Source organism: Candidatus Dependentiae bacterium (assembly GCA_026389015.1).
Taxonomy (GTDB): domain Bacteria; phylum Babelota; class Babeliae; order Babelales; family Vermiphilaceae; genus JAPLIR01.
In genome coordinates this window covers 1-18174 of record JAPLIR010000008.1, presented here as the reverse complement: position 1 = coordinate 18174, position 18174 = coordinate 1, and the positions used below count along the sequence as shown (strand labels likewise).

7 protein-coding genes, 2 tRNA genes and 1 rRNA gene are annotated in these 18174 nt (G+C 40.1%); 1 reads left to right on the top strand and 9 read right to left on the bottom strand.

Going from position 1 to position 18174, the window contains the following annotated elements:
* Position 1: 1 nt before the first annotated feature.
* The 4 genes from NTX86_00585 to NTX86_00570 form a co-directional block, all read right to left on the bottom strand.
* Positions 2-77: transfer RNA gene (locus NTX86_00585), tRNA-Ala, on the bottom strand.
* An 89-nt stretch (positions 78-166) separates the two neighbouring features.
* Positions 167-243: transfer RNA gene (locus NTX86_00580), tRNA-Ile, on the bottom strand.
* Positions 244-346: 103 nt separating this feature from the next.
* Positions 347-1888, bottom strand: a 16S ribosomal RNA gene (locus NTX86_00575).
* Positions 1889-2448: 560 nt separating this feature from the next.
* Positions 2449-2835 carry a hypothetical protein gene (locus NTX86_00570; protein ID MCX5921812.1) on the bottom strand — a complete coding sequence of 129 codons (387 nt, stop codon included), beginning with the start codon at positions 2833-2835 and terminating at the stop codon, positions 2449-2451.
* 211 nt (positions 2836-3046) lie between these two features.
* Between NTX86_00570 and prfB the strand changes: the two genes are divergently transcribed.
* On the top strand, positions 3047-4135 hold the full coding sequence (gene prfB, locus NTX86_00565) for a peptide chain release factor 2 (protein MCX5921811.1): 1089 nt from the start codon (positions 3047-3049) through the stop codon (positions 4133-4135).
* Positions 4136-4144: 9 nt separating this feature from the next.
* Here prfB and NTX86_00560 read toward each other — a convergent pair whose 3' ends face one another.
* The 5 genes from NTX86_00560 to NTX86_00540 form a co-directional block, all read right to left on the bottom strand.
* Positions 4145-5755: a hypothetical protein gene (locus tag NTX86_00560; protein MCX5921810.1), complete on the bottom strand. Its 1611-nt coding sequence runs from the start codon at positions 5753-5755 to the stop codon at positions 4145-4147.
* A 29-nt stretch (positions 5756-5784) separates the two neighbouring features.
* Positions 5785-7659: a hypothetical protein gene (locus NTX86_00555; GenBank protein MCX5921809.1), complete on the bottom strand. Its 1875-nt coding sequence runs from the start codon at positions 7657-7659 to the stop codon at positions 5785-5787.
* Positions 7660-7966: 307 nt separating this feature from the next.
* Complete coding sequence (locus NTX86_00550) at positions 7967-9283, bottom strand: hypothetical protein (GenBank protein ID MCX5921808.1); 1317 nt, start codon at positions 9281-9283, stop codon at positions 7967-7969.
* Positions 9284-9338: 55 nt separating this feature from the next.
* Entirely contained in the window at positions 9339-14669 is a 5331-nt protein-coding gene (locus NTX86_00545; protein MCX5921807.1) for a WD40 repeat domain-containing protein, read from the bottom strand.
* Between the two features lie 209 nt (positions 14670-14878).
* On the bottom strand, positions 14879-18174 hold a 3296-nt coding region (locus tag NTX86_00540; protein ID MCX5921806.1), incomplete at its 5' end, for a hypothetical protein.

The window sequence follows — 18174 nt, the reverse complement described above, 5'->3', positions numbered from 1 at the left end:
TTGGTGGAGATGAGCGGATTCGAACCGCTGGCCTTCCGCGTGCAAAACGGACGCTCTACCAACTGAGCTACACCCCCTTAACCTTGCTAAGATAGTGGTCAGGGAACTGCATCTCAATGCCAACTAAAGGCATATGTCGACACGTCAACCTCAACCCACAATTTCTTGGTGGGCCTAAGTCGACTCGAACGACTGACCTCCCCGTTATCAGCGGGGTGCTCTAACCAACTGAGCTATAGGCCCAGATTTAGCTGCGCCACACTGTTTTAAGACAAATCCCTTATATTTACACACTCAATGTAGTTAATTAAGTCCGAAGACATAATAACTGGTATTTACTCCCTCGAAAGGAGGTGATCCAGCCGCAGGTTCTCCTACGGCTACCTTGTTACGACTTCACCCCAATCACTCCCCATACCTTAGACATTCGCCTCTCTTTCAAGTTAGCTAAAATGGCTTCGGGTACAAACAGCTCTCATGGTGTGACGGGCGGTGTGTACAAGGTCCGAGAACGTATTCACCGCATCGTTGCTGATATGCGATTACTAGCGATTTCAACTTCATGGGGTCGAGTTGCAGACCCCAATCCGAACTTAGACCAGTTTTATGGGATTAGCATGCTCTTGCGAGTTAGCAGCCCTTTGTACTGGCCATTGTAACACGTGTGTAGCCCTAGACATAAGGACCATGCTGACTTGACGTCATTCCCACCTTCCTCCTGGTTTCCCAGGCAGTCCCATTAGAGTGCTTTACTTAAAAGTAGCAACTAATGGCAAGAGTTGCGCTCGTTAGAGGACTTAACCAAACATCTCACGACACGAGCTGACGACAGCCATGCAGCACCTGTGCATCTGTCCGAACCGAAGCCCGAAAGATTGTGTTTCCACAACTGTCAAATGCATGTCAAGCCTAGGTAAGGTTCCTCGCGTAGTGTCGAATTAAACCACATGTTCCACCGCTTGTGCGGACCCCCGTCAATTCCTTTGAGTTTTAATCTTGCGACCGTACTTCCCAGGTGAATCACTTAACGCGTTAGCTTCGACACTAATCCCGTTAAACAGGACCAACGTCTAGTGATTATCGTTTACAGCGTGGACTACCAGGGTATCTAATCCTGTTTGCTCCCCACGCTTTCGCGCCTCAACGTCAGAAATGGACCAAGAAGCTGCCTTCGCCATCGGTGTTCCTCTTGAGATCTACGCATTTTACCGCTACTCCAAGAATTCCACTTCTCTCTTCCATCCTCTAGCACGCCAGTATTTGCTGCATTTCTTCAGTTAAGCCGAAGGATTTAACAGTAAACTTAACGCGCCGTCTACGCGCCCTTTACACCCAATAATTCCGAATAACGCTCGCACCTCTCGTATTACCGCGGCTGCTGGCACGAGATTAGCCGGTGCTTTCTCTAGCGGTACCATCATCCCTTATTCGTATTAGGAATAAGGCATTTTTCACACTTAACAGAAGTTTACAATCCGAAGACCTTCATCCTCCACGCGGCGTCGCTGCGTCAGGCTTTCGCCCATTGCGCAATATTCCCCACTGCTGCCTCCCGTAGGAGTCTGGACCGTATCTCAGTTCCAATGTGACCGAACACCCTCTCAGGCCGGTTAACCATCATTGCCTTGGTAGGCCATTACCCCACCAACAAGCTAATAGTACGCAAGCTCATCAATCAGCGACAGCAAAGAGGCCATCTTTCTCCCCGGAGGGACGTATGCAGTATTAACCCCAATTTCTCGAGGGTATTCTTCACTGAATGGTAGATTCTCACGCGTTACTCACCAGTCCGCCGCTTTACTAACCCCGAAAGGTTTTCTCGCTCGACTTGCATGTGTTAGGCACGCCGCCAGCGTTTATTCTGAGCCAGGATCAAACTCTCCATCACAAATTTAAAAATTAAAAGGATTTGCCTTAAAACAGTTAGGCAATTTTTTATTTCTCTCGAAAATTTCAAAGATTTTCTCAACTGGGAGGCTTTTTAGGACCTCTTGCTGAGCGAGTTGTTTCCACGAATCTTTTTCAAACTTCAGGTCCCTTGGGACTTGCTGCTGAGCGATTTGTTTCAACTGATTCGAAGTAAAATTTATCATGGATAATGGATAAGGTCAAACTTTTTTTTAAACTTTTTTTTAAATTTATACTTTTATCCATGCAGAATGCTTCATTTAAACTAATGTAAAACACGAGCTATAAGGCATTTTCGCCTTTATCCAACAGCTCTTTTTTCATTAAAAACTTTTTATTTTTTTGTTCATTTTTTATAGGAATTTTAAAAGAATTGAACAAAAAATCACAAAAACATGCAAAAGCCGTAGCGTAAAAAGAGCCTTTAATGAGCCAAAAACCTCTTTTGATATACATCTATTACTATAAAGGAGTGATTTTTAAGGGTAAGTAGCCCTAAAAAACATATCCTCACCCTATGATATATACGCATAGAAGCACTTATTGCCTTATTAGTGCCCTATCTTGGTCCTTCTTCACTTTCACCAAAACAACACAGCCACCTATAACACAACCAGGTATAATGACTCTTATATAAGATGATGAGTGCGCGGCAACCTTTGGTTGTACACGTTTATTTGAATCAGTAGATAAACCACCCGGTGGCGTCCCCATACTCAATGACTCTAGATCATCTACAATAATAGAAGAACACGATCTAACCGGAACAGGATTATGTATAAAGGTTTGCTGACCAGAACTCTGTAGCGCCACAGTTAATAATGAAATAGGTTTGGTTACCCTTGTTGCTTCATTGCTCATTGCATGCGACACACTATATATACAATATATAAGGCCCACCATTACTACTCTATTGTAATACACCATTATATACGCTCCTTTTATAACAACACCAAAACATACCTTATTCAGGGTAACCATAGCCTTTCAAAAATGGACAAGCAATACAATTGATATAAAGGCACCCCCTTATATATAGGAAGCGCCAGGAGTTTTTACGATACTTCTATTACCTATGTTAGTTGTTATACTATTTTGATACAGATCACTTATCCTTAATAAAGAGGAACATACAATCATGTTATTTGATGAACTACAAGAACAACTGAAGACAATAGAACCAGACATAACAACAATTAAAGCGTATTGGGAAAATGCAAAACTAGAAAAGGCATTCCAAGATCTCCACACGCAAAGCGTTCAAGAGAACTTTTGGCAAAACTCTAAACAAACCGAGATCCTCAAAGAATTACAACGCATACGCTTACAACGCGATCAGTACCAATACATATTACAAACGAATCAAGAAATATCAGAACTCATTGAACTATTTAAAGATGACGAACAAGAACTACGCAAATTATCAACTGATATGCACGCATTACGCAAAGCAGTTTCATTGTTTAAAATAGCACTCCTACTAAATGATGAACAAGATCATGCCAATTGCTTCTTAACTATTAATTCTGGCGCAGGCGGCACCGAATCGCAAGACTGGGCAGAACTCTTATTGCGCATGTATGCTCGCTTTTGCGAACGAGAAAAAATTGCTGTCGATATTCTCGATCACCAAGTTGGCGAAGAAGCCGGCATTAAATCAGCAACCTTATTTATTCGCGGAAAGAATGCTTACGGACTATTTAAAGGAGAACAAGGCATTCATCGCTTAGTGCGCATATCACCCTATGATGCCAACAAGCGTCGCCATACATCATTTGCAGCCGTATCACTCACGCCGGAAGTTTCTGAAATAGCAATCACCATCGATCAAAAAGATTTACGCATCGATACGTACCGCGCTGGAGGCGCTGGTGGACAGCACGTTAACAAAACAGAATCAGCTGTGCGCATAACCCACATTCCAACAAACACCGTTGTGCAGTGCCAAAATGAACGTTCGCAAATGCAGAACAGAGAAGTAGCAATGAAAATGCTCCAAGCAAAGTTAGTACAAAAACAAAAAGAAGAACAAGCTGCAAAAACAGCTGCCATTGAGAAAAAGAAAATCGAATGGGGATCTCAAATTCGCTCATACGTCTTACATCCTTACAAGATGGTTAAAGATCACAGGACCGATCATGAATCACCGCAGCCAGACTTGGTGCTTGATGGTGAACTCATGGACTTCATTGAAGCGTATTTGATTTGGGATGGCAAGCAACAATAATATATTGTCTTAGAATGTACCCGCAAACGTAATAAACATATCGTTTCTTCTAACAGTATTTTTACCTGCCACTACATGGTTGGAGCCAACCATAATCTCACCACATGGTTTAAATTTATACGCCGCATGCCAACTTATACGGTGTGCGGCTTCTTGTTTACATTTATATGCACTGGAATCATAAAGACGCCCTTTAACTCCGGCTGCCGCCTGGGCGTCAGCCAGTAAATAGAATGTATTAGAGCCCTTTATCATATAATCATAAAAGATACCAAATCTGAACTCGCAATTATCAACAGCGTAAAAATAATTACCAAAACCTGCGATCGCTCGTGATCCCAGCTTGATTTTACCTAGAACCACCAAATCTGCAAACTCAACAATAGTTGAATCGAGTTCTATAAAAGGTTGATACACATAATCTCCTATAAAGGAAGCAAGTGAACGGATGTCTGACGACGACACAATAGCCTGAATTCTAACATAATCTGAGAATGGGAAATTAAATGAACCAGTAAGATAAAACGTTGGATTCAAATATTGATTACCCCGAACAGTAACATTTCCAAAAACATCTAAAGATAAACACCGATTACTCAATATTATTGGCCATATTGTTTGGGTGGTAAGACCCGACGCCGAAAAAGGCATCGATAGATTAATCCCACATTGTAGTGTATCGAAATGATTAAGAGCTGGCGCAAAATCTACCGAACCAAATATTTGAATATCACCAAAGCCAAATTTACTCTGCTCTGGTTCATACTCCAACAGTGGCTTTCCATTCATTATCGAACGAATAAAAAAGTCTCGAATACCATTCTGTCTGCTAAAAAAATAATTAATTGCCTCATCACCAACCAAACTACGACCCGATAACTGAAAATCCAATTCATGCCTGCGACAGATCACTGGAATATTTAGACCAAGATATCCGGCAATGTTTTCACATTCATTAAAATAAAATTTATAGATAAAACTCACATTGGCACCGACCTCTTGTTCATAAGCAAAGAAGGTTGCGTCCATTCCTGCTAATGTCGCCAGCGCTGACACATTACCAACCGGATTGAGCACGTCAGTATCAATGGAAACCTTGCCCTGTTCAGCCAGTTTTCCGAACAACCATATGTCTCTTAGGGGAAACGTTTTCTGACCACAGTCACGCGACACAGTAGTTGTAGAAAAAACAAGCTGCGATAAAGGAACTGCTCGATGACAATCATCAAATCCAGTACTGCTACAAAAAGTACTGTACACCGATCCAACAACAAGAAATCGATTTGATTCATCTTCATTGATTACTAAATTATTGTAAGCTGAACCTAAATAGATATTATTTTTCTTTTTTGAAACCGATTTTTGCTTACTACTGCTTATCGTTGATTCACCCACATCAACAGAAAATTTTAAAGGATGAATCATTTTACTGACAGATTGCTTAATACTTTTTTCTAATCCTCGCGCAGCAGCAGCAGAATCATTTGCGTGCTTCTTAGAGACTATAACTGCTTCTTTAAGATCATTCGTAGACAAACTGTCCTGGTGTACATCTGTCCCCAAAACGGCTTGTATTAAACAACATGAAATCACTAATGTATATAGTATTTGTTTTTTCATACGCTCTACTTTTTTAATACATGCCCATGTTAAAATGTACAAACAAATGTTACAAATCCTTGGTTGCTTTTGGTAACATTTTTCCCTGTCACAATATGTTGCGAGCCTACCATAACCTCACCACATGATCCTAATTTATAGGCGGCATGCCAGCTAATACGATGAGCAAATTCTGTTTTACATATGACCGAAAGAGTAGTTTTAATAGTGCCAACATCCAGATCTAGCGTATCTATATTATAATCTCCCGTAGCAGGAGTTTCTAAAATACACACATTATCCTTACCTTTGGCCATGAAATCATAAAAGACCGCCAATCTTAATTTACAATCCAAAACTTGCTGAAAATAATTACCAACACCAACAATAACAGATGACCCTCGACGATTTCGTGTTTGAACAAAAGTATCTGCAAATTCAGAAACCAATGTATCTACTTCCGAAAAAGGCATTACAAAATAATTTTTAAATACTGGCGTCAATACACCAGTGTTAATCAATAGTGTATTGGTTGGCAACGGCACCTTGGAAGACAAAAGACGAGGCGCCCGAATATAGGCTTTACCCGAGGCGAAAAATGAACCAGTAAGATAAAATGCTGGATTACAGTATTTGCCACCATTTACAATAACACTACTAAAGAGGTCTAAGGCAAACGCATTATTACCCAATGAGATAGGCCAGACCTTTACAGGCTTTACTGGACCACTCACTGGAATCGAAAGATTAACACCAAATTGCAATGCATCTAAATTATCAAAACCCGGGGCAAAATCTACGGACCCCACTAATGAAATATCACCAAATCCTATTTTCTGCTGTTTGCTTTCCAATTCTATGCCCTTAGGAGCTAATACACCACGAATAAAAAAGTCTTCTACACTATTAAAATCACCAAAAAATTGAGCTATGGTATTCTGGTTCGAATTACAACAACCGTTAGGACAACCTGCAGGACATTTAATCGCTTGTAGAGCAACAGTAAATGTCGCATAGTCATCATTAAACAAAGCCATTAATTCCGCATCGGTAAAGGGTGTACATGTACCTGTCATACATATGCCACCAACATTACTGTCAAGCAAAGTGCCATAGTTTAATTCCAGCTCCAATTCATGCGTACGGCAAATAACCGGCACATTTAAACCAACGTATGCTGCAATATTGTCACAATCACCCAAAAAGAATCGATACATAAAAGTTGCATTTGCGCCAGATTCTTTCTGAGAAGCATAAAATTGTACTTGAACAGGTGCTAGCAATGATAAATATTGCTCGTTTGCAACGTTACCAAACGAGGTGCCCGTTGGACCGATGGTATCTAAATACATCTTGCCTTGTTGAGATAATCGCGATTCTAGAAAGATATCACCTATCGTAAATGGCTTTGGGTGATTATTAGGAGAAATACTTAAACCTGGAAACCCAAATGTTGTAGTAAAAAGTACCTGCGCTAAAGGAACTTCTTGCCGACAACCATCAAACGCTGTGTCACTACAAAAACAACTATACACCGATCCAATAACAAGAAACCGCCTATCATCATCTTCATCAACAGTAATACTGCTCACAGGAGAACCTACATAAAGAGTCTTTTGCTCTTTGACAACAGACTCTTTGGTATCAGCTTTGCTAGAGACGGCAGAAGCAACATCCACAGCTGATTGCAATGGATTAGAAGCTGTATGTTTGGTAACTGGATCTTGTAAAGTTTTAACACTCTGCTGCGCAGCAGAGCTCTTCATTACTTCTTCTAATGCTAATGCTGCACTTACGTTATACGCAGGCTTGTTTATTTTTTTTATATCACTGACAGAAAAATCTTTTGATTGGATAGTTTGTCCAAAAAGACCGCAAGACATGCCTAACATTACTACTAATCTAAAAAAAATTTGTTTCTTCATATGCTCTGCTTTTTTATACGCTTATCATACTCTACCTAGAACCAACATACGGCACCAATACTATCAACTAAAAAAATAAATGCCACTCATATAATAAAATGATTTCTTATGATACAAGAACCATTATTTCATACAAGCGATAGAGTGCCAAAAATGCTTATAGAACGATCAATAGGATAAATAACAATTTAAGATAAACAATGCTATTGAATTAAAACAATCACAAAAAAAACGCACGGTAATACAAAAAGGTTTATTGCACTACTTTGAATAATATAATAAACCTTTTCAAGACGAGACTATGAGATTAGAACACCGCAATAATTGATGCGAAGAACTCGTGTAAGCGTGGAACATTTCTTCCACCAATCACATTTTGAGTTCCCACATTGAGCTCTAACATATTTCTGAACTTGTAGGTCAAGTTAGCGCCAAGAGAATGTGACTTTTCTGAAGTATTTGCCGTTACCGCACAAATGTCAAAAGTACCATAGCATGGATCAACCGTAACGCAATCCTTACGCTTGAATGAATAATCATAAAAAAGACCAAGCCTGAAACCATAAGCAAAGATATCATAAAAGTAATTACCAATCCCAAACAAGAATCGCGCACCAGGCTTAATACATGCTGGCACTGCTGTATCAGCAAATTCTGGAATAATTGAATCAACTTCCTCTGAAAAAGATTCTACCCAGTATTTTCCAAACCGCCCAGAATCACCTGTTTCTGGAAAATTTAAGCCTGGCACATTTTTTAATTCCACACGCCCCGCAGAATTAGATGAGGTGAATTTACCAATACGTGTACCACCTGAATTTCCTGTTGAACGCTGACGACTGAATGAACCAACCAACTTAACGGTTGGATTAAAGACTGTAGAGGGCGTATTAAAAACAGCGTTAAAGAATGGCTCTATTTTATACACACCGTCGCCCAAGTTCGGTGCAAATAATGTCTCTTGACACACTTGCTTGCCGGTAGGAAAAACTACCGTAACACCAAATTGTAAGCCATCAGTATGCTTCCACAATCCTCCAAGATCTAATAATCCAAAGATTGAAACATCCCCAAACCCAATATTCACTTGTCTGCCAGCAAACTTTATACCTTTTTTATCAAACACTTCTCGAATCATATTGCATCCTGCTTCTTGTTTCTGCACATTAAAACCAAACTCTAATGGTGCTATTAAGGTAAGATATAAATCCTGAGCAACATCGCCCCAAGGGGTATTGCCAGTAAGCGTAGCATCGCGCACTTCAGAAAGTGGTCGTGGAGCGTTCTTATCAAAAAAAACCTTATTATCTTCTGAAAGTCGTGATATTAAGTAAATATCACGCAATCGTACACGACCACCAAATGCCCCATCTGCAATGCCTGTTGGCTGACAATCATCGCCAAACACTTCGTTTACTATTGAATAATTAAAAAGTATTGGTACCGCCCAATGACGTTTAACAGCTTTATCAAGCAATGAAAAATAATAATCCTTACCTAACATAATGTTACCACCGTCGTCAGTTGTAGCATCACAACGATCAGCACATGATCTACCGCTCACAACCGCATAATTACTCATCAGCGCTGTATATATCAAAAAACATACTACTCTTTTTTTCATATCCAACCTGCCTCATCTAAATGTATAAAGCTTACCTTATATTTATCACCCATCATTAGTTTATTCTCGTTGCTGCATTACAATTGGATATAGTAAATACCTGATTGTTAAAATTAGAACCTCTTATTAACGCGCCATCATAACGCACATCATGGTCACCTTGTTTTAATTGAACAACCGAACCATCACGTGACGGACAATACGCAGCCAATGTTCCATCCTGCGATATCAACGGAATAGTACCAAGTCGTGCCAAAATTGTAGCATCCGGTGATTCGACAAGGCCACGATTAATGGCATAGGTTAATTCCATATAAATCTCTACCATAGTACGCACAAAGGCAAAGTGCTTATCTTGGATCAATAACACCGTATCCACTAGAATGTTACCTGAGCCATCAAAGCTTCTAAACTCAATGTTACCAGTACTCAAGAGGGTATTGCCCACAAAGATGACGCCGTCTCTATTGTCAAAATCAGTTTGGAAATTAAGGGCGTTTGGTGCCAAGCGCAATAAGCCATCTGTTCGTGGATCCCCTACTTTACTAATACGAAGACTTGAACTGTCAACGAAGTGCCACGTCGTTATGATACCTTCACTTTGCTGGCCATATAAGGTATTAAACTCAACGGTACCATGCTGAATATCAAGAGTACTGTGGTTATTATAAAGGATCTCAAATTGACCTAAATGATAGGTTAATACGGGTGTTTGCTTGGTAAGATCATTCAGCGTCAAACGCACAACACCTGCAGCATCAACATGGTGATCTATTTGCGTATCAACTGTTTCACCAAAAATCACATTGATTGGATTATCCAACAACATTTGAGCACCGCTTCGTACCACGAAGCAACCACCCAAGCCACCAAAGGTTACTGTCACCGTTTGTGTAAAGTCAGTAGTCTCTGTCGATCCACACGTAGTAGAAGATGTCTTGAAATCCATAATAGCCAATTCTTCGATTACCAATCCCGGCCAATCGAATTTATCGGTATTTGGTGTACCTTGGAAATCAAAAACGATGCCATCGTGTACTTCCACAATACCTTCACCCGTAAACACCACGCGAGTATTAGCTGGCAATGGAACACGTCCACCAATAAATTGTGATGGGTCAATAATCACCTTAGGTTTAGTCGTTAGCGCACCGCACATATTGCTAAAACATGGGCTAAACTTGAATACCACTTCAGTAAAAGGATCTACGGGTAACAAGGCCGGCGTTAAGCATAAATCGCCCGTTACCGTGATGACACAATCACCTATTGGCATTGGTCGACCACAGCACATGTCGATCTCCGATTGCAAGAATCCGGTGCTTGTTTTTAGTGCTTCGCAACATGTTTCTAATATTTCAACACGTGAAGTCAGGCTTCCACAACACACATCTATCTCAGATTGCAAAAATCCAGTACTTGTCTTTAATGCTTCGCAACACGTCTCTAGCACTTCTATACGCGAAGCGAGACTTTCGCAGCATTCACTAGAAGAATTTGTACAACATACATCGATCTCTGATTGCAAAAATCCTGTACTTGTCTTGAGAGATTCGCAACATGTTTCTAATATCTCAACACGCGATGTCAAACTACCACAGCAAACATCGAGTTGCGATTGCAGCTCACCAGTACTCGTTCTAACCCTATCGCAGCACGTTTCAAGCACCTCAATTATAGAGATGATCTCAATCAACGAAAGACAAGTAGTTCTATACACAGTTACAGCACCAGGTACATTAGACGCTCTAGTAGTATCAAGCATGCTCAACATCATATTACCAAAGATGGTATCATTACCAATCGCAACCAAACGACCGTTTGGTGACCAACGTACACTTTCTACATCAGCATCACCAAGATCATCAAACACATTTATCTGCGTAAACACACCGGTGAGTCTATCAAAAGAATAGGTTCTGAATTCACCACTGTTGCTAATACTACCATTTTTTCCAAGCGCTATGCATTCTCCTTCTGGATGCCAATCAAGCGACCTTACTGAGTCACCTAAGCCATCAATGCCACTAACATAGCTCAGTGCTCCCGCACCACCATCGTGCCTGTAGAGTTGCATTAACTGACCCGCATCACCTTGTAAACCGATAGCAAGTAAATTTTGACTCTTCTTTCTAAAGTTCCAATCAACGGCAAGCACCGTACGCACATCACTATCAAGAAGATCTGTCACAGGGAATGAAGCATTGAGCGTCAGTGACGGCGCTCCTTCATCATACTCTAATACTTGCAATGGATTTATTAAGCTACCAGCCTCAACACCAACGGCTACAAATGAACCTGTTATATCCCAATCCATAGCTTCTTGTTGCACCTTACCTTGCGTGCTTATCAGTGTCATTGGTGCAGATAATGCTCCTAAAGGATCCACGCGATAGGTCGCAACTTCATTGATATTATCACGACCAACGGCCAACAAATCATCGCCGCTCAGCAATGACACTGTACGCCATGAAAGCGCATACACATCTTCATCAATTTCAGCAGTACCTACTACGGTTAAGGCATAGGTAATTGGATTAAAATCAAAAATATGTAATTGTGGTTCAAGCGCATCATCTTTTGCCGAGATGCGACCAACTGCCAAACGAGGTAATGTTCTGTGCCATCTGACAACACTCACATCGCGAAGCTTATCGAACTCAAACTCTTGACGAAGTACCAAGCTTGAACCAACAAGCTCATATACCTTTAACACTTTAGGATCAAGCAAGGTATCATCATTACTTAAGCCAACGGCCAAGAATCTACTATCCGAAGACCAATCTACTGTTGCCACGTTATCCATAAAGCCGGCGTCCTGCACCAAGAACCGAACATCACAACATTCCGAGGTACAATCACATTCAAAAGCATCAATTTGTGATTGTAATAATCCGGTGCTTGTTTTCAGCGCTTCGCAACATGTTTCAAGAACCTCAACGCGAGATATCAGCGTTAGGGTTGATGATATACAGGTCAGCGAACAGATGTTATCTATTTGTAACTGTATAGTATCGATCTCTGATTGCAAGAAACCGGTGCTTGTCTTCAATGCATCACAACATGTTTCTAAAATCTCAACACGCGAGGTGAGACTTTCACAACATCCACTCGCTTGTTCGCAACATGTATCAAGTTCTGATTGTAAGAATCCGGTGCTGGTTTTTAATGCATCACAACATGTTTCTAACGATTCAAGACGCGATATAATGTCGCATATGGTAACCTGAGGACACGGACTCTTATAAACAGACAATGAGTTGTCATCACTCGCTGCCAACAAGAAGTGGCCGCTTGGTGACCAACGTACATCTTCCACAGCAAGATCATTAAAAGTATCAATATTAAGTACTAAGGTGAATGTTGCAGAATTCTTATCAAAATTATAGGTACTCAATTCACCGTTGGCGCCACTGGCTTCAGTGCCAACTGCCATGCATGTACCATCTTTGTGGAAATCAATACTACGAACTTCTGCATCTAAACCAGTAATGCCGCCTAAGTGTGTAAGGGTACCCAAACCGCCATCATGTTTAAATACTTGAACCAATTCTCCTGATGTCCCATCTAAACCTACAACAAGGTAGTCTGCCGGATCAGAACTCCATTCGACTGCCGTTGCTGATGTCTTGGTTAATGGATTGCCTGGAGTTGTCTCAACTAATGATGCAGCATTCAAGGTCAATGATGGAACACCCGGATTGAAGGTGTATACCTGTAATGCAAGATTATCACTCGTTACTTGTATGCCAACAGCTACAAAGCTACCCGTGATATTCCAAGATAGAGCTTTTAATGAAATGGTGCCATCGGTATCTATTGGTGACAGCGGACCGGCAAGTATACCTGTTGGATCTACCGTGTACAATGCCAATTCAGCTATTGAAATATTTCTACCAACTGCCAATATATCATTACCGCTAATCAATGGTACTGGGCGCCATGCTAATGCATAAACATCGGTAGACTCACTACTACTCTTCAAAGTAAGATTGAAAGTAATTGGATCAAAATCAAAAATATGCAAACGATCTTCAGTCTCATCATCATCTAAGAATTTTCTACCAACCGCTAACCGATGCTTGGTTGGATGCCATCTGACTTCTGATATTTCTCCAGAAATAGTGCAACCAATAGGAATTTGGGCTCTCAATACTAAGGTACAACCTACCAGTTCATAAATCTTCAATACATTAGCGTCAAATGAATCACCAAGAACGCCATTCACTTGTGTACCCAAACCAATAGCGATGAATTTGCTATCAAACGACCAATCACCCGTCTCAACATTATTATCAACAGTAGCAGAGCTACAGAATGTTACATTACAACAATTTACCGGGCACAATATTTCATCTATTTGTGATTGTAAAAATCCAGTACTGGTACTTAATGCAGTGCCATAATTAAATAACGCATCTATTTGCGATTGCAAGAAACCAGTACTAGTCGCAAGAAGATCAGTGTCAACAGCTCTTGTCATTTGAAAATCAATCATATTCCCCGATGAATCCATAAGAGACGTTACTGCCTCCTTTACCACACCATTGGAAAGAAGTTTAAGATTTTCTTGACCAATAAACTTTAAACCGCCCCTTGATGAAACTCCTACTGGATCAACCCATAAGGTTATACCATCCACTACCATGAGTGCATCAGAATCTATTGTCCAATTAAATTGCTTAGTAATAAGCGTCATTGGCCCTTCAACAACAACCTTCCCTGTATGCTGTACAACATCATGAGCAAGTTGAAACGTAACATTACTGAGTTCTAGAGATGCAGATAAATCATCAAATACAAAACTCGTATCCCCAATATTCTTTATAAAAACATTTTCTATACGTAAAGTAGATCCTTTGGTGATAGTAAATATACTAGCATCATCAAAGCTCAGTATGTTACCTCCGCCATTAATACTACAATTACCAGTAAAATTAATACCTGCCTGATTTAACTTAACGTCGCCACTGAGCTTGAGAGATACGTCGGAAAGAACAGATGAGCTTGGTGCTAATGTTGGAATAATATTCATGGAATCAGCAATGGCAATTGAATGATTATTACCATAGATAGTACCCAAGCTTTGTAGTGAACTTATATCACGAAACAAAAGATTATTGTTCAGAGATAATGTTCCACGTAATGCGATCGGACCAGAAACAGGAAATAATGAGTCCCATATTACCGTAGTACCAGAATTAACAATTAAACCGCCATCGAATACTGCAAAGCCGGCAACTCTATCACCATCATGCAGTGTTTGTTGGGAATTAAACCGCTTAACTGCAGTATCAGACCCTATGTCTATACCTAATAAAGATTGAGATACGATATTGAGTAACAAAAGGGAACTATATAGAAAAATATTTCTGTGACGATTCATTCATTCACCTCTTCGACTATGCTCTATTACTACTATTTTTTATTGTTTTATTAACTTTTTTCTGAGAAAAATTAATAAAACACTGTCCAGCTACATTATAATAAGATGACTTTAAAATCTTTAATAACCATATAAAAAAACATATCGAACATTCAATGTTTACTTGAAATCTTGTTATAATTAAATAGATTCGTTATTCAATATCATTATCATGAACCTGTATGTAAAGCATCACAACAACTCTGGAGCCTTCCAATAGAATACACAAGCTCTGCTAATGAAATACAATCATTTTGATAAACAGAAACACTGCCGAGCACGCCACTAGCTCTTACGCCATCAAGAATGCCAAGCATCATATTGGCAGAAATATTGTCATTACCTATCGCTATGTAATGGCCATTTGGAGCCCAACGCACTGTTTCCACATCAACATCACCAAGGTCATCAAACTCTTTAACTTGCGTGAATATACCTGAGGCTTTATCAAAACTATACGTTCTAAATTCTCCACCATTGTTCATGCTTCCATTCTTGCCAAGGGCTAGACAAGTCCCTTTTGGATGCCAATCAAGAGCTCGTACCGATTCATCTAACCCATCAATACCATTGACATAACTTAACGTTCCCGCAATACCATTATGTGAATAAAGTTGCATTAATTGCCCTGCGTTACCTTGCAATCCTATCGCCAAAAGATTCTGATATTTACTTCTGAAATTCCAATCAACCGCAAACACCGTACGACTCGTACCATCAATACGATCGGTAATAGCCGCCACAGCATTAAGCGTTAATGACGGTCCCGCCTCATCATATGCATATACCTGCAATGCCTGTAGTGGACTACTTGATTTAACCCCTACCGCTATAAACTTGCTTGTTGCATCCCAATCTAATGCTTCTTTTTGTACTTTGCCATGTGTAGATATCTGCGTCATCGGAACAGAAAGCACCCCAGCACTAGAAACTACATACGTCGCAAGTTCATTAAGATGATTTCTACCAACTGCCAAAACATCACCGCTATTCAATGACTTTTTACGCCAGGAGATTGCATACACATCACGATCAAATTCTGCAGCACCCACCACTGTTAAGGCATAGGTAATCGGATCAAAATCAAGAATGTTTAATTGCGGTTCTAATGCATTATTTTTTGCCAAAATACGACCAACAGCCAAACGATGTGATGTTGGATGCCATCTGACACTACTCACATCACGAAGTTTAGAAAACTGGAACTCTTGACGAAGTACAAGATTCATGCCAACAAGTTCATATATTTTGAGAACCTTCACATCAATAAGCGTATTATCGTTACTCAAACCAATTGCCAAGAATTTACTGTCAAATGACCAGTCTGCCGTCGCAACGTTATCATTAAAGGCATCATCTACAAGGAACTGAATATCACAACAAGCACCCTGATCTGGACAGTAAGAATCAACAGCATCAAGTTGCGACTGTAATTCACCTGTACTCGTCTTTAATGAAGCTAGACTAGCTTCAAGCACTGCAAATTTCGAGATTAAGCTCAGAGATGAAGTAATGCAAGTCAATGTGCATACACCATCTATTTCTGACTGCAATCGATCACAACAACTATCAAGACTGTCAAGACGAGTAATAAAATCATCACTACGCAGTCTCAATTCAGTTTCAATTAGATTTGTATGTATAGTTAATCTTTCACAGCAAGTCTCTACGGTGTCAAGACGAGAGCTCGTGGTATCACAACATGTCTCAAGAAGCGCTATACGTGAAATTAAATCACATATGGTAACTTGAGGACATGGGCTCTTATAAACTGATAATACATTATTATCACTACCATCTAATAAGGATGCACCATTAGGTGACCAACGCACGTCTTCTACAGCCATATCACTGAAATTATCAAAATTTACTACTAGGCTGAATACTGCAGAAGCCTTATCAAAATTATAAATACTCAATTCACCGTTGGCGCCACTGGCTTCAGTGCCAACCGCCATACATGAACCATTTTTGTGGAAATCAATACTACGAACCTCTGCGTCCAAGTCAGTAATGCCGCCTAGGTGTGTTAGAGTACCCAATAAACCATCATGTTTAAATACTTGCACCAATTCTCCTGATGTTCCGTCTAAACCTACAAGAAGGTAATCTGCTGGATCAGAACTCCATTCAACTGCTGTTGCCGATGTCTTAGTAAGTGGATTACCCGGAGTTGTCTCAACTAATGATGCAACATTCAAGGTCAATGATGGAACACCCGGATTGAGCGTGTACACTTGTAATGCCTTATTATCACTACTTACCTGAACACCTACAGCCACAAAACTACCCGTGATATTCCAGTCAATCGCTTTTATTGAAATGGTGCCATCCGTATCTATAGGTGACAATGGACCTGCAAGTATGCCCAAAGTATCGACTGTATACAATGCCAATTCAGCTATAGAAACATTTCTACCAACTGCCAATACATCTTTACCATTCATCAATGGTAACGGACGCCATGACAACGCATAGACATCATTCGGTTCACTACTACTCTTGAGAGCAAGGCTAAAAGTTATTGGATTGAAATCAAAAATATGCAAACGAGATTCGGTTTCATCGTCATCTAAGAACTTCCTACCTACCGCCAAACGATGTCTGGTTGGATGCCATCTAACTTCTGACACTTCTCCAGATATAGTGTTGCCAATAGATGTTTGCGCTCTTAAGACTAAGGAATTACCTACGAGCTCATAAATCTTTAATACCTGAGCATCAAAGGAGTCACCTAGACAAGGGTTTCTTTGTGTACCTAAGCCAATGGCAATGAATTTACTATCAAATGACCAATCACCTGTTTCAACGTTATTAGCAAGAGTCACTGAAGTCATAAAGGTAACATCACAACAATTAACAGGACATAAAATCGAATCTATTTCCGATTGTAGGAATCCAGTACTTGTTTTTAACATATCAGTCATTCGGCTAATGTTGTCAATTTGTGATTGCAGGAAGCCTGTACTTGTTTTTAACTCCGTACAACAATTATTAGGCACATCTATTTGAGATTGCAAGAAGCCGGTACTTGTCTTGAGCATGGTGCTCATATCACTGTTGCTATCAATTTGAGACTGTAAGAAACCGGTGCTCGTCTTGACAGCATCACAACATGTTTCAAGAACCTCAACACGAGATATCAATGATATAATTTCACTTATACCAGTCATACTGCTAATCATATCTATTTGTGACTGTAGCTCACCCGTACTTGTCTTTAACATAGAAGTCATATCACTAATACTGTCAATTTCTGATTGTAGGAAGCCGGTACTTGTCTTGACAGCATCACAGCAGGTTTCAAGAACCTCTACACGCGATATCAATGATATAATTTCACTCATACCAGTCATACTCGTAATCATATCTATTTGTGATTGCAGTTCGCCAGTGCTTGTCTTCAACATATTTGTCATATCTGAAGTGCTGTCGATTTGTGATTGTAAGAATCCGGTACTCGTCT

Bases quoted from the DNA above. Each gene is read 5' to 3' on its own strand.
- NTX86_00570 (MCX5921812.1), bottom strand. From the start codon at position 2,835: ATGGTGTATTACAATAGAGTAGTAATGGTGGGCCTTATATATTGTATA.
- prfB (MCX5921811.1), top strand. From the start codon at position 3,047: ATGTTATTTGATGAACTACAAGAACAACTGAAGACAATAGAACCAGAC.
- NTX86_00560 (MCX5921810.1), bottom strand. From the start codon at position 5,755: ATGAAAAAACAAATACTATATACATTAGTGATTTCATGTTGTTTAATA.
- NTX86_00555 (MCX5921809.1), bottom strand. From the start codon at position 7,659: ATGAAGAAACAAATTTTTTTTAGATTAGTAGTAATGTTAGGCATGTCT.
- NTX86_00550 (MCX5921808.1), bottom strand. From the start codon at position 9,283: ATGAAAAAAAGAGTAGTATGTTTTTTGATATATACAGCGCTGATGAGT.
- NTX86_00545 (MCX5921807.1), bottom strand. From the start codon at position 14,669: ATGAATCGTCACAGAAATATTTTTCTATATAGTTCCCTTTTGTTACTC.